This is a genomic window from Paracidovorax oryzae ATCC 19882 (assembly GCF_000687165.1).
Taxonomy (GTDB): domain Bacteria; phylum Pseudomonadota; class Gammaproteobacteria; order Burkholderiales; family Burkholderiaceae_C; genus Paracidovorax; species Paracidovorax oryzae.
Genome location: NZ_JMKU01000012.1, coordinates 26371 through 50123 on the forward strand (window position 1 = coordinate 26371; position 23753 = coordinate 50123).

General features: G+C 67.3%; 27 protein-coding genes. 2 read left to right on the forward strand and 25 right to left on the reverse strand.

Annotated features, from left to right (window positions below):
* Positions 1–74 precede the first annotated feature (74 nt).
* The 7 genes from hisH to T336_RS0111750 all read right to left on the reverse strand — a co-directional run bounded on the left by hisH (position 75) and on the right by T336_RS0111750 (position 5733).
* Entirely contained in the window at positions 75–743 is a 669-nt protein-coding gene (gene hisH, locus T336_RS0111720; RefSeq protein WP_026432683.1) for an imidazole glycerol phosphate synthase subunit HisH, read from the reverse strand.
* A gap of 9 nt (positions 744–752) precedes the next feature.
* Entirely contained in the window at positions 753–1385 is a 633-nt protein-coding gene (gene hisB, locus T336_RS0111725; RefSeq protein ID WP_019699799.1) for an imidazoleglycerol-phosphate dehydratase HisB, read from the reverse strand.
* Positions 1382–2494, reverse strand: coding sequence for a histidinol-phosphate transaminase (gene hisC / locus T336_RS0111730; protein ID WP_026432684.1), 1113 nt, complete (start codon positions 2492–2494; stop codon positions 1382–1384). The genes hisB and hisC overlap by 4 nt, the downstream gene beginning before the upstream one ends.
* Positions 2491–2940, reverse strand: coding sequence for a PIN domain-containing protein (locus T336_RS0111735; protein ID WP_019699798.1), 450 nt, complete (start codon positions 2938–2940; stop codon positions 2491–2493). Before T336_RS0111735 ends, hisC begins: the two co-directional genes overlap by 4 nt.
* Complete coding sequence (locus T336_RS0111740; RefSeq protein ID WP_026432685.1) at positions 2937–3179, reverse strand: hypothetical protein; 243 nt, start codon at positions 3177–3179, stop codon at positions 2937–2939. Before T336_RS0111740 ends, T336_RS0111735 begins: the two co-directional genes overlap by 4 nt.
* Before the next feature lie 66 nt (positions 3180–3245).
* Positions 3246–4229: a hypothetical protein gene (locus tag T336_RS26645; protein WP_156957845.1), complete on the reverse strand. Its 984-nt coding sequence runs from the start codon at positions 4227–4229 to the stop codon at positions 3246–3248.
* Positions 4230–4263: 34 nt separating this feature from the next.
* Positions 4264–5733: an aminotransferase-like domain-containing protein gene (locus tag T336_RS0111750; RefSeq protein WP_026432687.1), complete on the reverse strand. Its 1470-nt coding sequence runs from the start codon at positions 5731–5733 to the stop codon at positions 4264–4266.
* A 145-nt stretch (positions 5734–5878) separates the two neighbouring features.
* On the opposite strand from T336_RS0111750, the gene T336_RS27125 reads away from it, so the two are divergent.
* Entirely contained in the window at positions 5879–6232 is a 354-nt protein-coding gene (locus tag T336_RS27125) for a DUF2917 domain-containing protein (protein WP_051647136.1), read from the forward strand.
* 89 nt (positions 6233–6321) lie between these two features.
* Here T336_RS27125 and hisD read toward each other — a convergent pair whose 3' ends face one another.
* The 7 genes from hisD to T336_RS0111790 form a co-directional block, all read right to left on the reverse strand.
* The gene (hisD, locus tag T336_RS0111760) at positions 6322–7632 is read right to left on the reverse strand and encodes a histidinol dehydrogenase (RefSeq protein ID WP_026432688.1); all 1311 of its coding nucleotides are present in this window, start codon (positions 7630–7632) and stop codon (positions 6322–6324) included.
* A gap of 34 nt (positions 7633–7666) precedes the next feature.
* Positions 7667–8020, reverse strand: coding sequence for a hypothetical protein (locus tag T336_RS0111765; RefSeq protein WP_019702630.1), 354 nt, complete (start codon positions 8018–8020; stop codon positions 7667–7669).
* 105 nt (positions 8021–8125) lie between these two features.
* Positions 8126–8788, reverse strand: a complete 663-nt coding sequence (hisG, locus tag T336_RS0111770; RefSeq protein ID WP_019702629.1) for an ATP phosphoribosyltransferase — start codon at positions 8786–8788, stop codon at positions 8126–8128.
* Entirely contained in the window at positions 8785–10089 is a 1305-nt protein-coding gene (gene murA, locus T336_RS0111775) for a UDP-N-acetylglucosamine 1-carboxyvinyltransferase (protein ID WP_013593456.1), read from the reverse strand. The genes hisG and murA overlap by 4 nt, the downstream gene beginning before the upstream one ends.
* Positions 10090–10163: 74 nt before the next feature.
* Positions 10164–10412 (reverse strand): BolA family protein, encoded by a 249-nt coding sequence (locus T336_RS0111780; RefSeq protein WP_011794177.1) that lies wholly within the window; start codon positions 10410–10412, stop codon positions 10164–10166.
* 77 nt (positions 10413–10489) lie between these two features.
* Positions 10490–11245, reverse strand: coding sequence for an ABC transporter permease (locus T336_RS0111785; RefSeq protein WP_013593455.1), 756 nt, complete (start codon positions 11243–11245; stop codon positions 10490–10492).
* Positions 11242–12219 (reverse strand): ABC transporter ATP-binding protein, encoded by a 978-nt coding sequence (locus T336_RS0111790; RefSeq protein WP_026432689.1) that lies wholly within the window; start codon positions 12217–12219, stop codon positions 11242–11244. Before T336_RS0111790 ends, T336_RS0111785 begins: the two co-directional genes overlap by 4 nt.
* Before the next feature lie 99 nt (positions 12220–12318).
* Here T336_RS0111790 and T336_RS0111795 point away from each other — a divergent pair, with 99 nt between their 5' ends.
* Positions 12319–13851, forward strand: coding sequence for a DUF4034 domain-containing protein (locus tag T336_RS0111795; protein WP_167333647.1), 1533 nt, complete (start codon positions 12319–12321; stop codon positions 13849–13851).
* Between the two features lie 14 nt (positions 13852–13865).
* Here the strand turns inward: T336_RS0111795 and T336_RS0111800 are convergent, their stop codons facing one another.
* From T336_RS0111800 to T336_RS0111850, 11 genes are all read right to left on the reverse strand, one after another.
* Complete coding sequence (locus T336_RS0111800; RefSeq protein WP_501037338.1) at positions 13866–14174, reverse strand: STAS domain-containing protein; 309 nt, start codon at positions 14172–14174, stop codon at positions 13866–13868.
* 3 nt (positions 14175–14177) lie between these two features.
* Positions 14178–14834 carry an MlaC/ttg2D family ABC transporter substrate-binding protein gene (locus tag T336_RS0111805; RefSeq protein ID WP_019702626.1) on the reverse strand — a complete coding sequence of 219 codons (657 nt, stop codon included), beginning with the start codon at positions 14832–14834 and terminating at the stop codon, positions 14178–14180.
* Between the two features lie 142 nt (positions 14835–14976).
* Entirely contained in the window at positions 14977–15759 is a 783-nt protein-coding gene (locus T336_RS0111810) for an MlaA family lipoprotein (protein WP_026432691.1), read from the reverse strand.
* A complete protein-coding gene (gene mlaD, locus T336_RS0111815; RefSeq protein ID WP_026432692.1) occupies positions 15756–16247 on the reverse strand; it encodes an outer membrane lipid asymmetry maintenance protein MlaD in 492 nt (163 codons plus the stop codon). Before mlaD ends, T336_RS0111810 begins: the two co-directional genes overlap by 4 nt.
* Positions 16248–16286: 39 nt before the next feature.
* Positions 16287–17069, reverse strand: a complete 783-nt coding sequence (mlaE, locus tag T336_RS0111820; RefSeq protein WP_019702625.1) for a lipid asymmetry maintenance ABC transporter permease subunit MlaE — start codon at positions 17067–17069, stop codon at positions 16287–16289.
* Positions 17066–17890 (reverse strand): ABC transporter ATP-binding protein, encoded by an 825-nt coding sequence (locus T336_RS0111825; protein WP_019702624.1) that lies wholly within the window; start codon positions 17888–17890, stop codon positions 17066–17068. The genes mlaE and T336_RS0111825 overlap by 4 nt, the downstream gene beginning before the upstream one ends.
* Positions 17891–18099: 209 nt before the next feature.
* Entirely contained in the window at positions 18100–18906 is an 807-nt protein-coding gene (locus T336_RS0111830) for an amino acid ABC transporter ATP-binding protein (protein WP_026432693.1), read from the reverse strand.
* Positions 18887–19540, reverse strand: coding sequence for an amino acid ABC transporter permease (locus T336_RS0111835; RefSeq protein ID WP_019702622.1), 654 nt, complete (start codon positions 19538–19540; stop codon positions 18887–18889). Before T336_RS0111835 ends, T336_RS0111830 begins: the two co-directional genes overlap by 20 nt.
* 176 nt (positions 19541–19716) lie before the next feature.
* Entirely contained in the window at positions 19717–20520 is an 804-nt protein-coding gene (locus T336_RS0111840) for an amino acid ABC transporter substrate-binding protein (RefSeq protein ID WP_026432694.1), read from the reverse strand.
* A 431-nt stretch (positions 20521–20951) separates the two neighbouring features.
* Positions 20952–22007: a type III effector gene (locus T336_RS0111845; protein WP_156957847.1), complete on the reverse strand. Its 1056-nt coding sequence runs from the start codon at positions 22005–22007 to the stop codon at positions 20952–20954.
* A 238-nt stretch (positions 22008–22245) separates the two neighbouring features.
* Positions 22246–23724 (reverse strand): glutamate synthase subunit beta, encoded by a 1479-nt coding sequence (locus tag T336_RS0111850; protein WP_026432696.1) that lies wholly within the window; start codon positions 23722–23724, stop codon positions 22246–22248.
* Between the last annotated feature and the right edge of the window lie 29 nt (positions 23725–23753).

Consider the following 23753-nt stretch of genomic DNA (forward strand, 5'->3'; position numbering starts at 1 on the left):
AATGTGCCGTGGCAGGGGCGTGCCAGTGCCGGCCGGGGGTGAAGGAAAGAGGGAAGGAAGAAGCGGGGGAATGCTCAGGGATTCCAGTGGAGGAAGTTGCGGTAGAGCGCCAGGCCGTGCTCGGAACTTTTCTCAGGATGGAATTGCGTGGCGAAAATATTATCGCGAGCCACGGCGGATGCAAAGCGTCCGCCGTAATCGGTTTCCCCTGCAGTGTGCGCCGCATCGCGCGGCAACGCATGGAAACTATGCACGAAATAAAAATAGCTTTCGTCGGGAATGCCGGCCCACACGGGGTGCACGGCACCGCCGTGCGGCACCTGCCGCACCCGGTTCCAGCCCATTTGGGGCACCTTGTAGCGGCTGCCGTCCGGCTGCAGACGGCCGGCCAGCTCGAAGCGCGCCACGTCGCCCGGGACCAGCCCCAGGCCCGGGGTGTCACCCTCGGCGCTGTGGTCCAGCAGCATCTGCATGCCCACGCAGACACCGAATAGCGGCTTCGCCGCCGCGGCCTCCAGCACGGATTCCTGCAGGCCGGATTCGCGCAACTCGCGCATGCAATCGGGCATCGCGCCCTGCCCCGGCAGCACCACGCGCTGCGCGGCACGCACGTCCTCGGGCCGCGAGGTCACGACCACGGTCCAGCCGCTGCCCTCGGCGGCGGCCTGCACGGCCTGGGACACCGAGCGCAGGTTGCCCATGCCGTAATCCACGACGGCGACGGTCTTTGCTTCAAATTGCATGGCGGCAGCCTAGAGCGAGCCCTTGGTGGAGGGAATGACACCGGCCGAGCGCGGGTCGCGCTCGAGCGCTGCGCGCAGCGCGCGCGCGAAGGCCTTGAAGATGGTCTCGCACTGGTGGTGGGCATTGAAGCCCTTCAGGTTGTCGATGTGCAGCGTCACGCCGGCATGGTTCACGAAGCCCTGGAAGAACTCGTACACCAGTTGGGTATCGAGCTGCCCGATGCTGCCGGCCGTGAACTTCACGTCCATGTGCAGGCCCGGCCGGCCCGAGAAATCGACCACGACGCGCGAGAGCGCCTCGTCGAGCGGCACGTAGGCATGGCCGTAGCGGCGGATGCCCTTCTTGTCGCCCACGGCCCGCGCGAACGCCTGGCCCAGCGTGATGCCCACGTCCTCCACCGTGTGGTGGCCGTCGATGTGCAGGTCACCCTCGCACTCGATGTCCAGGTCGATGAGGCCGTGCCTGGCGATCTGGTCGAGCATGTGGTCGAAGAAGCCGATGCCCGAGGACAGGCGCGCAGCGCCCGTGCCGTCGAGGTTCACGCGCACGCGGATGCGGGTCTCGGCCGTGTTGCGGGCGACCTCGGCGATGCGGTCGGCGCCCTCGGAGGCGGTGGAGGGAACGAGTGCGGAGGAAGTCATAGGGAAGCCTGGAGTGCGTCGAGCATCTGGGCGTTGTCGGCTTCGCTGCCCACCGTGAGGCGCAGGCAGCGGGCCAGCAAGGGATGCATTGTAGAAACGTTCTTGACGAGAACCTTGCGGGCCTTCATGCCCTCGAAGGCCCGCGCCGCGTCGGGCACGCGCACGAGCACCATGTTGGCCTCGCTGTCCCACACGCGCTCGATGCCCGGCATGGCGCGCAGCGCGGCGACCAGCCCGGTGCGCGCGGCGCGCAGCTCGGCCGCCTGAGCGGCGAAAACCTGCGCATGCTCCAGCGCGAACAGCGCCGCCTCGCAGTTGAGCACGCTCACGTTGTAGGGCGGGCGCACCTTCTCGATCTCGTCCACGAGCGCCGCCGGACCCGCCAGGTAGCCCAGGCGCACGCCCGCCAGGCCGAACTTGCTGAGCGTGCGCATGAGCAGCACGTGAGCGTTGCGGGCGGGCTCGGCGCGCATGCGGTCCAGCCAGGTGCGGCTCGCGAAAGGCTGGTACGCCTCGTCCATGACCACGATGCCGCCCTGCGCGCCCACCGCGTCGATGACGCGCTGCACCGCCCCCTCGTCCCACAGCGTGGCCGTGGGGTTGTTCGGGTAGGCCAGGTAGGTGATCGCCGGGCGGTGCTGCGCGATGGCGGCGAGCATGGCAGGTTCATCCAGCTCGAAATCGGCCGTGAGCGGCACGCCCACGAAATCAAGGCCCTGCAGCTGCGCGCTCATCGGGTACATCACGAACCCCGGCATCGGCGCGAGCATGGTCGCGCGCTCGCCCGTGCCGGGCCGCGCGCAGGCCAACGCCAGCAGCGTGATGATCTCGTCGGAGCCATTGCCCAGCACCATCGAGAAGCCCTCCGGCATGCCGATATGCGCAGCGAGCGCCTGCTTCAGATCGTGCAGCCGCGCGCCGGGGTATCGGTTCAGTGCCAGCGCGCCCAGGCGCCGGCCCAGAGCCTCCTGCAGTTCGGGGGGCAGCGGGAACGGGTTTTCCATTGCGTCCATCTTGAGCACGCCGGTGGCGGGCTGCACCGCATAGGCATGCATGGCGCGGACGTCGGGGCGGATGCGGCCGAGCGCGGCGGCAAGGGTGTCGGTCATTCGAGCGATTCCAGTTCGTCGGGAGCCAGGAGAAAGGGATTGACGGCGCGCACAGCGTCGTAGCGCTGCCCGTGCGGCAGCACGTCGCCCAGCACGTGGCGGCAGCCCTGCTGGTGCGCGGACGCGACGATGAGCGCGTTCCAATAGCTCAGGCCGTAGCGGTCCTGCAGGTCCCAGGCGCCGTCGACCACGTAGGCATCGAGGTGCGGCGGCTGCCAGACGCGCAGGCGGCGCACCTGCGCGCGCACCAGGTGCAGCGTCTGCGGGCCGGGAAAGCAGGCCACGGCGTTGTGATACAGCTCGTTGAGCACCTGCGAGCTGATGCGGCCGCGGCGCGTGTTCCAGCACAGCGCGAGCCATTCGCGGGCCCGGGCCTGCCGGACGGGATCGCGGTCGTCCACGCTGCTGAGCAGCACGCCGGTATCGACGAACAGGGGCGTGCTCATGGCGCAGGCGGCTCCTCGCGCTCCATCAGTTCGGGCCGCGCCAGGTAAGGACGTGCCGCGGCGCCCCAGGTCTCGAACGCCAATGCCTCGCGCATGGCCTGGGCATAGGCATCTTCCTGGCGCATCTTCTCCGCCAACCATTCGCCCAGCATGCGGGACACGCTCGTGCCGCGCCGGGCGGCCTCCACGCGGACCCATTCGGCGACCGCATCGTCCATGGTGACGGTGACATTTTTCACGGAAGCTATGGTAGCGGAAATTTACACGAAGTTCGTGGAACACGAACTTCGTGTGCCCGCCAAGGTTTACTGGCAGACTGTGGTGTCCAGCGTCTTGGCAATGGCCGTCACGTCGTAGGTACCTGCTCCAATCTGCCCCCCACTCTCCACCCCCCGGCCTCTGATGCCGTTATAGAAAATCTCCGGGCTTCCAGTGGTATCAGCGAAATACATCCCATATCTCAGGTTATCCCACCGGGAGCCATCATCCTTGCCCAATCGCAAAAGGGGTTTCATGGAAGATCTTACGAGCTGTCCACCGGGCGCGAAGCACATTGCCACCCAGTCTTCAGTGGTTTCAACAACGACCATGGGCTTGTCACCAACCGTCAACTTTCCCAGCGTATAGAAGCCTGCGGAAGAGGAATACAACACGCGCGGCTTCCCTGCAGCATTTGGAACCGGCAACTCCGCCATCTTGATGAAGTTCTTTTTCTTGAACAGGGTGGTATATATGATGAATTTCCTGCCGTCGCGCTCCATCACGAATGGATCGAGCGCGCTGTCAGCCAGCAACTTCCCTGGCATGGCCCATTGGAGGCCATCTCGGCTGGAAGAATGATAAATTGCAGAATACCTCCACGGCTCCTTCCCATCGGCCACGGAAAAATACAGGTGATAGACCGTCCCCTCTCCCGAGCCCGAAACCGAAACCGAAACCGAAACCGAAACGAACGGGAAAGCATATGCCCCATTAAAAGGCAAGGATGATTCATCGAAAATATTTCCCTGCCCAATAAAATTATTCCCTTCTTCGGCAATGGCAAGCTTTATTCGCCATCGGCCGTCGTCACCGTATGCAGAGTAAAGCATGAATTTTCGTTCCCCCACCATGAACACCGTAGGGTATTCGACATGGAGGGATTCCTCGGAGTGAGGCCGCGTCTCGACAATGGGATTATCTTTCCACGAGAAGACTTCAGGATCAACCCCATTTCCGGCAGCGCCAGCGGCCGTCGCCATTGCCATCGTCGGTACCAGCAATGCAGGCAGGAATTTAGGAAAATTCATGAAAAAATCTTGTGAATTCGGTCGGCGTCGAGCGTCATGACAACTTGGCTGTATTGGCCGACTCCCTGAAAAGCATGCTGCAGGCGGCGGCGCCTACCCTCCGCAGTGCAGCCACGTGGTGCTCTGTCCAGTCACCCCCCACCCCCACGCGCAAGCAGTTCCGGAAGCGTCCTCCCGTGCCGAACACGGTACCCGGAGGCACGAGGATACGCTCCTGCAGGCAGGCCTGGTGCAACTGCAGAGTGTCCAGCCCGCGCGGCAGTTCCAACCACAGCAGCAGCCCGCCCGGCGGATCACTCACCCGGGTACCGGCAGGGAACGACTGCGCGATGGCGTGCCGCACGGCGTCCATCCGCGCCGCCACGGCCGTACGCAACTGGCGCATCGCCGCCGCATGTCCGGTCTGCAACATCAAGTCGGCCAGCGCCAGTTCCAGTACCGGAGACTGGCCACCGGCCTGCAGGTCCTTCATCCGGCGCAGCGCATCCGTCCAGCGTCCGCCTTCCAGCCAGCCCAGCCTGAGACCCGGCGCGAGCGTCTTGGAGAACGAACTGCACAACATGACCTGGCCCGCGGCATCGTGAGATTTTACGGTGCGTCGATGCTCCTCCTGCTCCGCGAGATCGTTGTAGACCGCGTCCTCGATCACAGCCAGACCGTGGCGCATGGCAAGCTGCACGAGCCGCCGCCGCTCCACCTGCGGCATGCAGGCCCCGAGCGGATTGCTGAGCGTGGGCACCACGACCAGGGCCTTCACCGGCTGCGTTTCCAGCGCCAGCTGCAGGGCGTCCAGCGAAATGCCGTGCCGTGGATGCGTTGGAATCTCCAGCACCTTCAGGTGCAGCCCCTGCAGCAACTCCAGGAAGGAAAAATGCGTGGGCGACTCCAGGGCCACGACATCGCCCGGCTGCGTCACCGCCCGCAGGCACAGGCTGATGGCATCCATGCAGCCGCCGGTGATGAGGATGCGCTCCGGATCCAGGCTACAGCCCATGCCCACGGCGTAGCGCGCGATGGCGCGCCGCGCCTCCTCGTGCCCCTCGGATGAGGGATACATGCACAGGAGGTGGCGGTGGCGCTGCACCGACCGGGCGACCGCGCGCCGCACCCGGTCCACGTCGAGCAGGTCCGGGCCCGGCGTGCCGCTGCTGAACGACACCACGTCGGCCGGCTGGGGCGTGCCCAGGATGCGCTGTCCCAGCCAGTCCACGGACACGTCGCGCGGACGGCGCAGCCCCCGGGACACCGTCGGCTCGGGCAGCACGGCCGGCCGTGGCGCCACGAAATAGCCCGAGCGCGGGCGGGCGGCGATCAGGCGCGCGTCCTCCAGCCAGTGGTAGGCCTGCACCACCGTGCTCTGGGCGACGCCCCGCTGGCGGGACAGTTCGCGCACGGAGGGCATGCGCGCTCCGCGCGCGAGCGTGCCGTTGCGGATCAGATCGGCCATCTGCGAAGCGATCTGCAAGTACAGCGGGGTGGAGTCGAGGTCGGGCATTGCATCCATTCTGTATCGCTCCACCACTCCGGAATCGATACAGATGCCCGGCAATCCAGGCAATACAGACGCCACGCGGCCGGCATCTGTGCTGGTCCATCCGGGGCGTACCTGCGGCTGTCGCACCCCGCCCGGCACCGGCACAGTGGACCGCATGAACTCCGCAACCGCCTCTGCATCCCTCGCCCTCCTGCGCCGCCTGGTCCCGCGCCCGGCAGCGGCGCCCCGGACCCTCGTGGCCACGCTGGCGCCCACCGATCCGGTGCAGCCGCTGGACTGTGCCCCCGGCTGCCGCGCCACGCTGCAGGTACTGGCGGGCCTCGCATGGGTCACGCAGCACGGCGACGAGGACGACTGGTTCCTGCAGGCCGGCCAGCGGCTGGCCCTGCCAGGGCCGGGGCGGCTCTACGTGGGCGCCGAGGGCAGCGCGCCCCTGCGGCTACGCTGGGTGGTGGAGCCTGCCCCGCCGCGGGACGGCACGGCGGGCTCCGTGCGTGGTGTGGCCTGAACGCTTCACTGGCCAAAGGCCGCCCCGCAGCGAAGGCTGCGTCCCCCTGCCCGCCGTGCGCAGCACGGCGAGAGCGCCTCAGGGGGGTGTCACTTCAGTCTCATCTCCGCAGCCCGTGCATGGGCCTGCAGCCCCTCGCCATGCGCCAGCACGCTGGCGATGCGGCCCAGCGCCTGCGCGCCCTGCTCGCTCACCTCGATCAGGCTGCTGCGCTTCTGGAAGTCGTACACGCCCAGCGGCGACGAGAACCGCGCCGTGCCGCTGGTCGGCAGCACGTGGTTGGGGCCCGCGCAGTAGTCGCCCAGGCTCTCGCTGGTATAGGCCCCGAGGAAGATCGCGCCCGCATGGCGCAGCAGCGGCTCCCAGCGGTGCGGGTCGCGGCTCGACACCTCCAGGTGCTCCGGCGCGATGCGGTTGCTGATGGCGCAGGCCTCTTCCATGTCCTTCGTGAGGATCAGCGCGCCGCGGCCCGTGAGGCTTTTGGCGATGATCTCGGCACGCGGCATGTCGGGCAGCAGGCGGTCGATGGCAGCCTGCACCGCATCGATGTAGGCGGCATCCGGGCACAGCAGGATGGACTGTGCCAGTTCGTCGTGCTCGGCCTGGCTGAAGAGGTCCATCGCCACCCAGTCGGGCGGCGTGGTGCCGTCGGCCAGCACCAGGATCTCGCTCGGGCCGGCGATCATGTCGATGCCCACCGTGCCGAACACGCGCTTCTTGGCGCTGGCCACATAGGCGTTGCCGGGGCCGGTGATCTTGTCCACCTTCGGCACGGTGGCCGTGCCGTAGGCCAGCGCGGCCACGGCCTGCGCGCCGCCGAGGGTGAAGGCGCGGCTCACGCCCGCCACATAGGCGGCCGCCAGCACCAGCGGGTTCTTCTCGCCGCGCGGCGTGGGCACCACCATGACGATGTCCTGCACGCCGGCCACGTGGGCCGGAATGGCATTCATCAGCACGCTGGAAGGGTAGGCCGCCTTGCCGCCGGGCACGTAGATGCCCACGCGGTCCAGCGGCGTCACCTTCTGGCCCAGCAGCGTGCCGTCCTCGTCGCGGTAGCTCCAGCTCTCGCCGCTCGCCTTCTTCTGCGCCTCGTGGTATGTACGCACGCGGCGGGCTGCCGCCTCCAGTGCCTCGCGCTGCGCCGCCGGCAGCGTCTCGAAGGCCGCCTTCAGCTCCGCCTGGGACAGCTCCAGCACCGCCACGGAATCCGCCTGCAGCCCGTCGAAGCGCTGCGTGTACTCCAGCACGGCCGCATCGCCGCGCGCCTGCACGTCGGCCAGGATGTCGGCCACGCGCTGCTCGATGGCGGCGTCGGTGTCCGCGGACCAGTGCAGGCGCTCCCGGAAGGCGGTTTCGAAATCGGCACTCTGGGTATGCAGGCGGGCAGGCGTGGCTTTCATGGATCTCTCTGGCGCTTGCGGCGGCAGGGGAGACTTATTCGGTCTCCGCCGACACCTCGCGCGTCTTGCGGTTGTATTTCAGGGTGATCTTGTCGAGTTCGCAGAGGTTGAGGCCTTCCCACTCGACTTCCGATCCGTCGTCCGTGAACACCACCTTGATGTCCTGGACGCAGTGCTTGGTGTCGCCGAACTTGAACTTCCGGGAGGCCCCGTTGGCCAGCTGGTTGCGGCCCAGACGGTCGGAACCCCAATTGTCCATTTTCGTCGGCGAGATGAACACTTCGTTCAGCGCATAGCCCGTACGGTTGACCAGCGTGAAATCCGCGTCCGCGGCGAACGCGGCACCGCCGAGGAACAGGCCGCCGAGCAGCAGGAATTTCTTGACCATGGGATGCCCCCTCCGATTTGAAACAAATGATGCACCAGGAAACAATTTTCCCGGTCTTCGCATTTTGATGCTTGTTTCAACGAAAACTCATCCGTACCGTGGATTTCAGCTTTTTCGGTCCGTCGCGGCAGCAAACGCATCGATGATGCGGCGCAGCGGCTCGCGCTTGAGCTTGAGCGCGGCCTGGTTCACCACGAGGTGGGAGCTGATATCCATGATGCGCTCCACCTCCACCAGGTGGTTGGCGCGCAGCGTGCTGCCCGTGGAGACCAGGTCCACGATGGCATCGGCCAGCCCCGTGAGCGGTGCGAGCTCCATGCTGCCGTACAGCTTGATCATGTCCACGTGCACGCCCTTGGCCGCGAAGAACTCGCGGGCGATGGTGGTGTACTTGGTGGCCACGTTGAGGCGCGCGCCCTGCTTCACCGCGCGGGCGTAGTCGAAATCCTCGCGCACCGCGACGCTCACGCGGCACTTGGCGATGCGCAGGTCCAGCGGCTGGTACAGCCCCTGGCCGCCGTGCTCGATGAGCGTGTCCTTGCCCGTCACGCCCAGGTCCGCGCCGCCGTACTGCACGTAGGTGGGCACGTCGGTGGCGCGCACCAGCACCACGCGCACCTCGGGCTGGTTGGTCGGCAGGATCAGCTTGCGGGATTTCTCGGGGTCTTCCAGCACCTCGATGCCGGCGGCGGCCAGCAACGGAAGGGTTTCCTCGAAGATGCGGCCCTTGGAGAGGGCCAGGGTGATCACGTCGCCCGGGTTCGTCATGCCTTCACCCTTTCGATATCGGCGCCCAGGGCGCGCAGCTTGCCTTCCATGCAGTCGTAGCCCCGGTCGAGGTGGTAGATGCGGTCCACCGTGGTCTGGCCCGTGGCCACCAGGCCGGCGATCACCAGGCTGGCGGAGGCGCGCAAGTCGGTGGCCATCACGGTGGCGCCCGACAGCAGCGCGCCCGTGTCGCCCAGCCCCTCGATCACCGCCACCTTGCCGTCGGCCTGGATGCGCGCGCCCAGTCGCAGCAGTTCATCGACGTGCATGAAGCGGTTCTCGAAAATCGTCTCGGTCACGCGCGAGGCGCCCTGGGCCACCACGTTGAGCGCCATGAACTGCGCCTGCATGTCGGTGGGGAACCCCGGGTATTCGGTGGTGCGGAAGCTCTGCGCCCGCAACTGGCCCGCCCCCGGGCTGCGCACGCGGATGCCCCCCTCGACGGACTCCACGGTCACGCCTGCATCGCGCAGCTTGTCGATGACGGCGTCCAGGTGGTCGGCGCGGCCATGGCGCAGCAGCGCCTCGCCGCCCGTGGCGGCCACCGCGCACAGGAAGGTGCCGGCCTCGATGCGGTCGGCCACCACGCGGTGCGTGCAGCCGTGCAGGCGCTCCACGCCCTGCACCCGGATGCGGCTCGTGCCGTGGCCCTCGATCTGCGCGCCCATGGCGATGAGCATCTCGGCCAGGTCCACCACCTCGGGCTCCTGGGCCGCGTTCTCCAGCACCGTCTCGCCGTCGGCCAGCGTGGCCGCCATGAGCAGGTTCTCGGTGCCGGTCACCGTGACCATGTCGGTGGTGATGCGGGCACCCTGCAGCCGCGAGCGGCCCTCGGGCAGCCGCGCGATCATGTACCCATGCTCCACCACGATCTCCGCGCCCATGGCCGACAGGCCCTTGATGTGCTGGTCCACCGGACGCGATCCGATGGCGCAGCCGCCGGGCAGCGACACCGTGGCCTCGCCGAAGCGCGCGAGCAGCGGGCCCAGCGCCAGCACCGACGCGCGCATGGTCTTGACCAGCTCGTAGGGCGCCTCGGGCGTGGACAGCGCGCCGGCATCGATGCGCACCGTGCCGCTGCTGGCCCGGTCATCGCCCTGGGAATGCTCGGCCGCCACGCCCATGTTGCGGATGAGCTGCAGCATGGTCGCCACGTCCTGCAGGCGCGGCACGTTCAGGAGGGTGACGGGCTCGGCCGTGAGCAGCGCGGCGCACAGCTCGGGCAAGGCGGCGTTCTTCGCGCCGGAGATCGGCACGTCGCCGCTCAGGGCACGGCCGCCGCGAATCTGGAGTTGGTCCATGGCTTGTTGTTCTGGGATCTGGAGGTCGAAAAGGGGCCGTTGCGGCGGATGGCGCAGCGGGAGGGGACCTGCGCTCATTCGCCGCGCGGCTGCGCGGCCCATTCGGCGGGGGTGAAGGTCTTCATGGAAAGCGCATGCACCTCGTCCGTGTGCATGCGGCTGCCCAGCGTGGCGTACACCCGCTGGTGCCGCTGGATCGCACGCTTGCCCTCGAACTCCGCGGAGACGATGGTGGCATACCAATGGCGGCCGTCGCCTTCCAGCGTGAGGTGCTCGCAGGGCAGCCCCGCCCGGATCAGGTCTTTGAGTTGGTCGGCGGTCATGTCAGTGGTTCATGTGGAGGACGGGCACCGGGCCGCACGCGCGGCGCCTGGCGTGCGCACGCCCGGGAGGGTGGTCATCAGTTCCTGATCTTGTAGCCGGTGCGCAGCAGGTGGACGGCCAGCGCGCTCACGGCCAGCCAGGCGCTGCCCACGATGGCCAGGCTCAGCCAGGGCGATGTATCGCTCTGCCCGAAGAAGCCGTAGCGGAACCCGTCGATCATGTAGAAGAACGGATTCAGGTGGCTCACCGTCTGCCAGAAAGGCGGCAGCGACTGGATGGAATAGAACACGCCCGAGAGGAAGGTCATCGGCACGATGATGAAATTCTGGAACGCCGCCATCTGGTCGAACTTGTCGGCCCAGAGCCCGGCGATCAGGCCGAGCGTGGCCAGCAGCGCAGCCCCCAGGAGCGCGAACGCCGCGATCCACAGCGGCGCGGCGAATTCCGGCCGCGCGAAGCCGAGCGTGGCGATGAACACGCCCAGCCCCACGGCCAGGCCGCGCACCACGGACGACCCCACGTAGGCGAAGAACCAGGACCAGTGCGACAGCGGCGTGAGCAGCACGAACACCAGGTTGCCCATGATCTTGCTCTGGATGAGGCTCGACGAGCTGTTCGCGAAGGCGTTCTGCAGCACGCTCATCATCACCAGGCCGGGCACCAGGAAGGCGGTATAGCTCAGGCGGTCATAGACCTTCACGTGGTCTTCCAGCACATGGCCGAAGATCAGCAGGTAGAGCACGGCCGTGAGCACGGGGGCGGCGATGGTCTGGAAGCTCACCTTCCAGAAACGCAGCACCTCCTTGTAGAACAGGGTCTGCCAGCCGGTCATAGGCGCACCCCGCCTTCCGGTGTTTCCACGGGTTCGTCCGCCGGAGCGGGCTCGCGCGCAGGATCGGGGTAGCGCCCTTCGGCCATGAGGCTGAGGAACACGTCCTCCAGGTCCGCCTTGCGGATCTCGACGTCGTGCACGCCGACGCCCGCGGCACGCAGGCCCGAGAGGATGCGCTCGATGTCCGCCGCGTCCTGCGCGGGCAACTGCACCACGCGGCCGGTAACGCGCGCGGCGGCAGCCAGCACCGGCGGCAGCGCGTCGTCGGTCTTGAAGCGCAGCACGTTCGTGGAAGCGGCCTGCAGCAGTTCCGACGTGGTCGAGAGCGCCACCATCCGGCCGCGCTTGAGCATCGCGATCCGGTTGCAGAGCGCTTCGGCCTCTTCCAGGTAATGGGTGGTGAGCAGCACCGTATGGCCCGCCTTGTTGAGCCGCGCGACGAAGTGCCAGAGGGTCTGGCGCAGTTCCACGTCGACCCCGGCCGTGGGCTCGTCCAGCACGATGATGGGCGGCTTGTGCACCAGCGCCTGCGCGACGAGCACGCGGCGTTTCATGCCGCCCGAGAGCTGGCGCATGTTGGCGGAGGCCTTGTCGGCCAGGCCCAGGCTCTCGAGCAGCTCGTCGATCCAGGCGTCGTTGTTCTTCACACCGAAATAGCCCGACTGGATGCGCAGTGCCTCGCGCACGTTGAAGAACGGATCGAAGACGAGCTCCTGCGGCACGATGCCGAGCTTGCGGCGCGCATCGGCATAGTCGGACAGCACGTCGCTGCCCTGCACCAGCACGCGCCCGCCGGAGGCCCGGGAGAGGCCCGCGAGGATGCTGATGAGCGTGGTCTTGCCTGCGCCATTGGGCCCGAGCAGGCCGAAGAACTCGCCCTCCTCGATGTCGAGGCTCACGCCGTCGAGCGCCTGGAAGGGCCCTTTGGGCGTGTCGTAGGTCTTGGAGACGGACTGGAAGGAGACTGCGGGCATGGGAGCCAGCCATTTTACGGGTCTGGCGCGGATATGCTTGCCGACCTCATCGATGCCACCTCGGGGGCCCCGCCCATAGACCCGGCCCCGGCCCTTCCCATGCAACTCCAAGACATCCAGTCCCTCCTGCTGCAAGGCGACCACCGGACACCCGCACGGCATTTCCAGGCCCTGCAGCAGGATTTCGAGAACGACCGCATCGGCGAGCCGGAATACCTGAGGCAGGCCGCAGCGGCCTCCGTCGAGCGGCGCAGCGCAGAGCCCGCCATGCAGGCCTGGGCCAGCGAGTTTCCGGAAGACTACTTCGCCCGGTTCGCGGCGGGCAATTACTTTCTCCACATCGGCTGGCGGGCGCGCGGCATCCAGACACGGCAATTCACGACGGAACACCAGTTTTCGCTGATGAATGCCTATTTCCAGAAAGCGCTGCCCCACCTCTACCGCGCCATCGAACTGAGCCCCAGGCCCTATTGCGCACTGTCCATCGGCATTCACCTGGAAACCGCGGGCAGCCTGGACCTGCCCCACAGCTTCCTCGCGTTGTCGGAAACGCATATCGAGCGCTCCGTGGAAGTGTGCCTCGCGCACATGTGGGCGCTGCAGCCCAAATGGGGCGGAGAGGACGGAGCGCTGGAGGCTTTCTTCCGGCGCATCCATGCGCTGGACTGGCCCGCGGAATCCGCCGCGATGCTCGAAGCCGCACACGACTGCTACCAGGCGGAAATCCTTTGCTGCGAAGGCAGGATCGACAGGGCGCAAGCCCTGCTGGCCGGCAGCCGGCATGCCCGGTCGCCCCGGGTTCTGCAAAGCCTGAGCCGGCACCTCCAGCAGCAGGACCGGCATGCGGAAGCCGTCGAATCATTGCAGGCCGTGATTGCGCACAAGCCCGCGCCTGACCTCTATGAACGCCTGGCCACGAGCCTGGCCGCGCTCGGGCGTGACGGGGAAGCGGATGCCGCCTATGCGCAGGCGGCGCTCCTGGGAGACGGCGATGCCGCAGGCACCGTCGCCAACCGCCTGCGGCCGCGCATGGGCGACCCGGCCGTGGCAGCCGAGGCGGTGCGCTGGTGCGAGCTGGGGGCAGAGCAATTCAGCGGACACGCGATTTTCGAGCGCGGCTGCCACTTCTCGCTCGGCCTGGGAACGCCCAAGGATGCCGAAGCCGCCGTGCCCTACTGGGAGAGCGCGCTGGCATGGGGCTCCCACGCCGCCATCTGGAATGCCGTGCTGGCGTACTGGCAGGGAAAGGGCAGCATTCCCAGGGACTTCGCCAAGGCACGGCGCTATGCGGCACAGGGTGCCGACATGGACTGCGTGGACTCTACCGCGGTCTATGGCGTCCTGCTGTACCGCGGCCAGGGCGGGCCCGTGGACTTCGAAGCCGCACTCGAGCACCTGTACAACGCGGCATGCGAGGACGATGTGCTGGCGATCAGCTACCTGATCAGGGCCCTGTGGTTCGGGCATGGAACCGGCGTCGATCGCGCCGCCGCCCGAAAATGGCTGGCCGCGCTCCGGCAGCACGGGAAGAAGGACGACGTGGCGAGCGTGACGGAAGACATCTTCAGCCTGTCGGGCTGGCTGAAGAGCTTTTGGCGCCAGTGGCAGGAGCGCTCGAACGCCGCGCGCTGAGGCGCGCGTTCAGTTCAATCGGCCGCCGCGGCCACCGCCGGGCTGGCCAGCAGCTCCCCCACCCCGTACAGCCCGGCCAGCTTGGCCAGGCCCGCGGGCAGGTCCTTCACTTCGAAGCGCCGGTTCTCCAGCAACGCGGCGCGGCGGCACTCGAGCAGCACCGCCAGGGCCGAGGAGTCGAAGGTGGCGAGCGGCGCGGCGTCCACGACGAGGATCTCGTCGCGGTGCGCCTTGAGCCCCTGCAGCAGCATGCGCAGGCAGGCCTCGGCCTGCTGGTGGGTCAGCTCGGTGGGTAAGACCAGCATGGCGGACGCCCCGTGGATGCGTCAGCCCGCCTTGCCGGAGCCGGCGGCGTTGGCCTTGTTGCGTGCGGCCAGGGATTCGATGAGGCCGTCGATGCCCTTGGCGTTGATCTCCTGGGCGAACTGCGTTCGGTAGGTCTCGACCAGCCACACGCCCATCACGTTCAGGTTGTAGATCTTCCAGCCCGCGCCGTCGCCGGGGGTCTTCTCCAGGCGGTAGTCGAGCTGGATCGGGTCGCCGCGGCCCAGGATCTCGGAGCGCACGAGCACGTCCTTGTCGTCGGCGCCGGCGCGCAGCGGCTTGACCTGGATCGACAGGTCGTTGACCTGGCTGAGGGCGCCCGAGTAGGTGCGCACGAGCAGCGACTTGAATTCGTCCTGCAGGCGCGCCTGCTGCTGCGGCGTGGCCTGGCGCCAGGCCGGGCCCACCGCGGCGGCCGTCATGCGGCGGAAGTTCACGTGCGGCAGGATGACCTTGTCCACCAGCGCGGTGATCTTGTTGATGTCGCCCGACTTGATGCTCTTGTCGCTGCGCACCGTGTTCAGCACGTCGGTGGACAGGCGCTTGACCAGTTCGTCGGGCGTTTCGTCGGCGGCCAGGGCCGCCACGGGCATGCCCAGCCACAGAACAGCGGCGGTGCAGAGGGCGGCGTGGCCCAGGGTACGTCGGCTCATCGTCATATCGGTTTCCTTTCTGAAGGGGCGTCCCCGGCGGGGCGCCCCATGTCATGTTCCATTGTGGGCGGGGGTGTCGCCCCCCATGCGTCTGCCCGGTGCATGGATGCAAGCAACTGCAACGCTGCTCCGGGCTCTGCCGCGGCCCTCAGGGCTTCGGCTCCTCGGGCAGCTTGCCGGCGTCCTGGTCGTAGCGTTCCTCGCTGCGCCGGTCCGTCTGCACGGCCTGGCTGCGCACCTGCAGGTAGGCGTCGCGGGTGAAGCTGTACTTGTCGAGCGCGGCGCTGTCCAGCACGGAACTCGCGCGCAGCAGGTTGGCCCGCGTGTTCACCGCGCTCAGGGCATAGAGGGCGTTGCGGTCGGACACGGGATCGACGTAGGTGATCAGGTTGCCCTTGGCATCCACCGGCAGGGCCACCGTGTCGCGCACGGTGGACGGGCCCAGGAACGGCAGCACGAGGTACGGCCCCGTGGGCACGCCCCAGCGGCCGAGCGTGAGGCCGAAATCCTGCTTCGAGCGCTCGATGCGCATCTCGGTGGCGACATCGAACAGGCCGCCGATGCCGAACACGGTGTTCGCGCTGAAGCGCGCGATGCTGTTGAGCGCGCCCTCGCCGCGCAGCTGCAGCGCATTGTTCACGAAGGACCACAGGTCGCCGAGGTTGGCGAAGAAGTTGCTCACGCCAGTGCGCACGAGGCGCGGGGTGACCTCGGTATAGGCGGTGGCGACGGGCCGCAGCAGCACGTCGTCCACCTTGTCGTTGAACCGGGTCATGCCGCGGTTGTAGGGCTCGAACGGATCGCGCGGATTGGCGTCGGGCCCGGTGGCACAGCCGGCCAGCAGGCAGGCCACGGCCAGCGCGCAGGCACCGCGGCGCAGGGACGGGGCCCGGAGAGCTTGGGATTTGGTGGTCATCATTGTTGTCGTCATTTCTTGGCGCCGCCCGCGGAGGCCCCGCCGCCGCCCTCTTCGGCCTTGCCGTAGAGGAACTGGCCGATGAGGTTTTCCAGCACCACGGCGGACTGCGTGGACGTGATGCGGTCGCCCTCGGCGAGGTTCTTTTCGTCGGCACCCGCCTGGATGCCGATGTACTGGTCGCCCAGCAGGCCGCTGGTGAGGATCTTGAGCGAGCTGTCCTTGGGGAAGGCGTAGCGCTTGTCCATCTCCAGCGTCACCTGGGCCTGGAAGGTCTTGTCGTCGAAGGTGATGGAATTCACCCGGCCCACCACCACGCCGGCGCTGCGCACCGCGGACTGGGGCTTGAGCCCGCCGATGTTGTCGAAGAGCGCGGTGACGTGGTAGCCGGACTGCCACTGCACGCGCAGCAGGTTGGCCGACTGCAGGGCGAGGAAGAGCAGGGCCGCACCGCCGAGGAGGACGAAGAGGCCGACCCAGACGTCGTTCTTGGAATGCTGCATGGTGTTTTTCTCTCTGAAGGGTTCTTGGGCGCTGCCGCGTCAGATGCTGAACATCCAGGCCGTGAGCAGGAAATCCAGCCCCAGCACCGTGAGCGAGGCCATCACCACGGTGCGGGTGGTGGCGCGGGACACGCCCTCGGGCGTAGGCTTGGCGATGTAGCCCTGCAGCAGCGCGATGAAGGTGACCGTGACGCCGAAGACGAAGCTCTTGAGGACGCCGTTGCCCACGTCCGCCCACACGTCCACCCCGCTCTGCATCTGGCCCCAGAAGGCGCCGCCGTCCACGCCGAGCATGACCACGCCGACGATCCATCCGCCGATCACGCCCACCGCGCTGAACACCGCCGCCAACAGCGGCATGGCGATCACGCCGGCCCAGAAACGCGGGGCCAGGATGCGGCGCACCGGGTCCACGGCCATCATCTCCATGGCCGAGAGCTGCTCGCCCGCGCGCATCAGGCCGATCTCCGCCGTGAGCGAGGTACCGGCGCGGCCCGCGAACAGCAGCGCCGAGACGACGGGCCCGAGCTCGCGCACCAGCGACAGCGCCACGAGCAGGCCCAGCGCCTGTGCGGAGCCGTAGCGCTGCAGCGTGTAGTAGCCCTGCAGGCCCAGCACGAAGCCCACGAACAGGCCCGATACGGAAATGATGGACAGCGAATAGTTGCCCAGGAAGTGCAACTGGTCGCGCACCAGCCCGAAGCGCTGCAGCGTCGGACCGAGGAGGCCGGCCAGGCGCACGAACAGCCGCGCCGCGCGGCCCATGTCCGCCAGCAGGCTGCGCGTGGCGAAGCCGACGTCGGAAGGTTTCCACCAGCTCATCGCGCGCCTCCGCCCGGGCCGCCCAGCGGTCCGAAATCGTCGGCCACCGAAGGGCCGGGGTAATGGAACGGTACCGGCCCGGTGGGCAGCGCATGCACGAACTGGTGCACCAGCGGATCGGTGCTCGCACGCACCTCGTCGGGCGAGCCCTGCGCGGCGACCACGCCCGGCCCGAGGATGACGACGTGGTCCGCCACGCGGAAGGTCTCCTCCACGTCGTGGGACACGACCAGCGTGGTCAGGCCCATGGCGTCGTTGAGTTGCCGGATCAGCTGCGCGGCCGTGCCGAGCGAAATGGGGTCGAGCCCGGCGAAGGGCTCGTCGTAGAGGATCAGTTCCGGGTCGAGCGCGATGGCCCGCGCGAGCGCCACGCGCCGCGCCATGCCGCCCGAGATCTGGCTGGGCATGAGGTCGCGCGCGCCCCGCAGGCCCACGGCCTGCAGCTTCATGAGCACGATGTCGCGCACCAGCGCCTCGGACAGGTCGGTGTGCTCGCGCAGCGGGAAAGCCACGTTCTCGAACACGCTCATGTCGGTGAAGAGCGCCCCGAACTGGAACAGCATGCCCATCCGGCGACGCGCGGCATAGAGCTGCTGCGTGTCCATGCGCGCGACGTCCTGGCCGTTCACCAGCACCTCGCCCTGCTGCGCGAGATGCTGCCCGCCGATGAGGCGCAGCACCGTGGTCTTGCCCCCGCCGGAGGCACCCATGAGCGCGGTCACCTTGCCGCGCGGGATGCGCAGCGAGACATCGCGCAGGATCGGGCGCTCGCCATACGAGAACGTGACGTTGCGCAGTTCGACCAGGGGGGTTTCGGACATGCGGAGGGTGCTGGAAATATCGGTTGGGAACGTGATTGTCGCGGCTGCGGCCATTGGCGATGCGAGCGATGGTAACGCAAACATACATGCATGCATGTTTGCTGGAATGATTGGCGGCCGAGCACTACGCTTTCAATAGCACGCAAAGCAGATCGGGAAAGCCCTGGAAGCCCAGCGGAGCGATATTCTCCCGCCGCCGGCAAGCCCTTTCACAGCATGCTGCGAAGGAATGCCTGGGTTCGCGCATGTCGCGGATTCGCAAAGAACTCTGCCGACGGCGCGGCTTCGATGATCTCCCCCTGGTCCATGAAGACCACGCGGTGGGCCACCTCGCGCGCAAAGCCCATCTCGTGCGTGACCACCAGCATGGTCATCCGCTCCTGGGCGAGCGCGCGCATGGTGCGCAGCACCTCGCCGGTCAGCTCCGGATCGAGCGCGGAAGTGGGCTCGTCGAAGAGCAGGATGTCGGGCTCCATGGCCAGGGCGCGGGCGATCGCCACGCGCTGCTTCTGCCCGCCCGAGAGCCGGCCGGGATAGCTGTCCTGCTTTTCCAGCAGGCCCACCTTGGCCAGCAGCGCCTGGGCGGGCGGCACGGCAGCCTGCCGGGCCACGCCCTTGACCACCATCGGCGCCTCGATGACGTTCTCCAGCACCGTGAGGTGGGGGAACAGGTTGAAGGACTGGAAGACCATGCCCATGCGCCGGCCGATGCGGCGCACCTCGGCATCGGGCACGTAGCGGCAGCGCCCGTCCGGGCCGGTCGTGGCCAGAGCGTCGCCTTCGATGGCGATGTCGCCGCGGTCGATGGTCTCCAGGTGGTTCAGGCAGCGCAGGAAGGTGCTCTTGCCCGAGCCCGAGGGGCCGATGACGGCCACGGTCTCGCCGCGGCCGAGCGTGAGCGACACGTCCCGCAGCACGGGCAGGCCGCCGAAAGCCTTGTGCAGGCCGCGCGCCGCGATCATGGGCACGGCGGCGCCGGCAGCGGCGGTGGAGAGGTCAGGCGTCATGGCGGGCATAGCGTCGCTCCAGGCGCTGGAAGCCCCAGGTCAGCACCAGGGTCATCACGAGATAGAAGGCGGCGGCCACGAGGAAAGGCGTGGTCGTGAAATCGCGCTGCACGATGCCGCGCGCGGCGCGCAGCAGGTCGTTCAGGGCCAGCACGTAGATGAGCGAAGTGTCCTTGACCAGCGTGATGGTCTCGTTGCTCATGGGTGGCAGGATGCGGCGCACCATCTGCGGCAGCACGATGCGCCGCATGGTCTGGCCGTAGGTCATGCCCAGCACCTTGGCGGCCTCGTACTGGCCGCGGTCGATCGACTGGATGCCGGCGCGGAAGATCTCCGCGAAATACGCCGCGTAGTTCAGCGCGAACGCCACCACCGCCGCGGGAAAGTCCGGCAGCCGCACGCCGATCACCGGCACGAACGGCAGCGCGAAATAGATGAACAGCATCTGCAGCATCAGCGGCGTGCCGCGCATCAGCCAGATATAGCCGTTGACCAGCCCCGACAGCAGCCCCCAGCGCGACACCCGCGCCAGCGCCAGCGTCAGCCCGAGCGGCACCGCCAGCACCAGGGTGATCGCGAAGAGCTTCAGCGTGACCGTAGCGCCCTGCGCCAGCGGCCCCAGAAGTGAAAGAACGTAATCCATGCAGTCAGAACAGTTCAGCAATTGCACGACATGCGGTGTATGCAACTGGCGCGGCCCAGATCAGCGGACGCCGCGCAAGGGCCGCCCCGCCGCGCTGGCGTCGTCCCCCTTCCCGCATCGCGCAGCGATGCGAGAGAAGGGGGAAGCGGCAAAGCCGCTCAGGGGGTTGTACCTTATTACTTGATGATGTTCTTGCCGAACCACTGCGTCGCGATCGTGGCCGCGGCGCCGTCCTGCTTCATGTCGGCCAGCGCCTTGTCGAGCCGGCCCTGCAGCGCGGTATCGTCCTTGCGCACGCCCACGCCGTATTCTTCGGTGCCGAAATGCTCGTCCAGCACGGCATAGTCCTGCGGCTTCTTGGCGACGTAGTAGCGGCCCACCACCTCGTCCACCACCACGGCCTCCAGGCGGCCGGTGGAGAGGTCCATGAGCGCGGTCACGTTGTCGCCGAAGGTCTTGAACTCCTTGAACGACTTGAAGACGGCTTCGTCCTTCTTGACCGCATCCACGGCACTGCTGCCCTCCTGCGCACCGACGATCTTGCCGGCGAGGTCGGCCTTGGTCCTGATCGGAGAGCTGGCGGCCACCACGACGATCTGGTGGTTCTCCATGTAGGGCGCGGTAAAGGCGATGTTCTGCTTGCGCTCTTCGGTGATCGTGAGGCCGTTCCAGAGCGCGTCCACGCGCTTGCCCGACAGTTCGGCCTCCTTGGCGCTCCAGTCGATGGGCTTGAACTCCACTTCCACGCCCATGCGCTTGGCGGCCTCGCGGGCCATGTCGATGTCGAAGCCCACGAGCTGGTTCTTGTCGTCGCGGAAGCCCATCGGCGGGAAATTGTCGTCCAGCCCGATCACGATCTTCGCGGCGGCGGCGGGGGGCGTGGCGGGGGTGGCGGCGGCCGGCTGGGCGCTGTCGTTCTTGCCGCAGGCGGCAAGCAGGGCACCGAGGGACACCAGGGCGATGGCGGCGATCTTCTTCATGGTAGAGGGGGGGATTCCAGAGGGACGAAAAGCAATGCGCGCGGCGGCCCGGCACTGCAGGCGGCCATGCACGAAGGTGGTGGGTTCAGGGCGGTATTGTCTCCGAGAGTAAGGAGCGCGCCCCAAGGCGGTGCAGGGCACGCCACCCCGTCGAACCCCAAAGGGCCTGCAGCACAATTATGATCACGACATTGTGCTATTAATTAAATAGCAAAATAAAACACCCCTGCCGCCCGACGCGCGGTGGCCATGGGCCAAGCGCCACGCCATGGCCCGTCAGGCGCTGCCCCGACTGGAGCGCCTCGAATTCCTCGAGGGCACCATGGCGTGCTATCGAGCCCCCTCCACGCTGCGACGCCCTGGGGGCTCCATTTTCATGACGTCGGGTGACCGAAACAGGTCGGCCGTCCTGGTTGACAGCCGCTCAAGGTCTACCCACGCCGCTCGTCCAGCATCCGCTGCGCTTCCTTCTGACGATTTACCTGCGACAGGGCCATCTTGTCCATGGTCTTTCCTCCCAAAAGGCTTCCGTCCGTGTACCTGACACTGGGGTCCCTGGCAGCGATTCGGTTGTCGTAAGCATGAAGCGATGTTCCCAGCACGTTGTGATTCAGATGCCGTAGAAGGGGATTGCCGACGGGAGGAAGGCCATTGTCCACCAGCATCCGGTCCACTTCGGCACGGCTCGCCTGCTGAACACCTTGCATCAACGCAACCGCTTCAGGTATGGGACCGCCGCGCGGGGGCACCTGAGAGTGTGCAGAAGACGGGGTGTGATGCATCCCGGTTTCCGCCAGCGTGCAGGCGGAGGGATAACGAACCCACGGGTCAACGACCACGGTATCGGACTCTCCCCATCGGGGGTCCCGGGGATCGCCGATCAAGGCGTAGGCATGGTCGATCCGGTTGTCTTTCACCCTCATGATGGGCGCATTGATTTCCCTCGAAGCCAGTGCCACGAATGCCACGCTCGCATGCTCATTGCACGCGCCGCCCTGGGCCTGCATGCCGGCCTGGGCATACTCCATGACCGACGAATTCCGGCTAGCCGTGACTCTGGCCATCGACGCTCTGGCCCAAGATTCGCCCTGCGTCTGGACAATATCCGCGATCTGATTCCCGGCACCGAACGGCATCATGTGCTTGACTTCCATCAACACATCCGAGGCGGTCTTCAGATTCTTCATCGTCTCGCCGCGCACTCGGACTTTCCGGCCGCTGTAGCTGGGCACGCCCAGTTCCTGCGGCGCGCAGACTTGATGCAACTTGACCACGGACTGCCGGGAGAAGCCGGTCAAGGGATCGACGTTGGAGCCCTCTCGCGATGCAGACTGCCGCCTCCCCAGCGGCAGGCCGCCGAGGGCCCCGTCGCGAGCAAGCGTCGAACTGCCCGCGGCCTGACGGTGCGGCGTTGATTCAGACCCTGCCGCAGCCCGATGGGCACGGGAGTCAAAAGTCCTGCCAACACCTCTCATCCAATCATCCATTCAGCATCTCCTTGAATCAAAGTTCCTTATAGATGCGTAAGCCGCACGACCGTCCGACCAGGCGAAGCAAGCATGCTTGCGGCGAATTGACCAGCAATTCACGAGCCTTCCGGACACGGTGGAAATGCATCCGCCAACCTGTTTTCGGCAGGAGAGAGAGAAGCAGGAGAAAAAAGAAAATGGCGCTCTTCAGAGCGCCATTTTCCTTTCGAGGCGTGCCGCTTGCGACGGCGACGCTTCAACGCGGCAGGTCGGAATAGCCCATCAGGAACTCGTCCACCGCCCGAGCGGCCTGCCGGCCCTCGCGGATGGCCCACACCACCAGCGACTGGCCGCGGCGCATGTCGCCGGCCGCGAACACCTTGGGCACGTTGGTCGTGTAGCCGCCGGTGAAATCGGTGCTGGCGCGCGCGTTGCCGCGGGCATCCTTCTCGACGCCGAAGGCTTCCAGCACGGGCGACACCGGAGCGACGAAGCCCATGGCCAGCAGCACGAGGTCGGCCTTGAGCGTCTGCTCGGAGCCTTCCACCTCGACCATCTTGCCGTCCTTCCACTCCACGCGCACGGTCTTCAGGCCGGTGACCTTGCCCTTCTCGCCGATGAATTCCTTCGTGGCGATGGCGAACTCGCGCTCGCAGCCCTCTTCGTGGCTGGAACTGGTGCGCAGCTTGTAGGGCCAGTAGGGCCACGTGAGCGGGCGGTTCTCCACCTCGGGCGGCTGGGGCATCAGCTCGAACTGCGTCACGCTCGCGGCGCCATGGCGGTTGCTCGTGCCCACGCAGTCGCTGCCCGTATCGCCGCCGCCGATCACGATGACGTGCTTGCCATCGGCGCGCAGCTGGCCCTTGAGCTTGTCGCCCGCATTCACCTTGTTCTGCTGGGGCAGGAACTCCATCGCGAAATGCACGCCGTCCAGCTCGCGGCCCGGCACGGGCAGGTCGCGGCTCTGCTCGGCGCCGCCGGCCAGCAGCACGGCGTCGAACTCCTGCCGCAGCTGCTCGGGCGTCACCGTTTCCTTGGCCCAGTTGGTCACCTTGGAGCCCTTGCCCAGGCCGTCCTTGGCCGCGCCCACGAACACGCCGGTGCGGATGGTGACGCCCTCGGCCTGCATCTGCTCGGCGCGGCGGTCGATGTGCGACTTCTCCATCTTGAAGTCGGGAATGCCGTAGCGCAGCAGGCCGCCGATGCGGTCGTTCTTCTCGAAGAGCGTCACGTCGTGGCCGGCGCGCGCGAGCTGCTGGGCGGCCGCCATGCCCGCGGGGCCGGAGCCCACCACGGCCACCTTCTTGCCCGTCTTGTGCCTGGCCGGGCGCGGTTTCACCCAGCCCTCGGCCCAGGCGCGGTCGATGATGGCGTGCTCGATGGACTTGATGCCCACCGGGTCGTCATTCACGTTCAGCACGCAGGCGGCCTCGCAGGGTGCGGGGCAGATGCGGCCGGTGAACTCGGGGAAGTTGTTGGTCGAATCCAGCACGGCCCAGGCGCTCTTCCAGTCCTGCTGATAGACCAGGTCGTTGAAGTCCGGAATGATGTTGTTGACCGGGCAGCCGTTGTTGCAGAACGGCGTGCCGCAGTCCATGCAGCGCGCGCCCTGCAGCTTGGCCTGCGCCTCGTCGAGGCCGATGACGAATTCCTTGTAGTGCTTCAGGCGCTCGGCGACGGGCTTGTAGCCCTCCTCGATGCGCTCGTATTCCATGAAGCCGGTGGTCTTTCCCATGATTGCGTGTCCTGTCGTTGTGGGGTGCG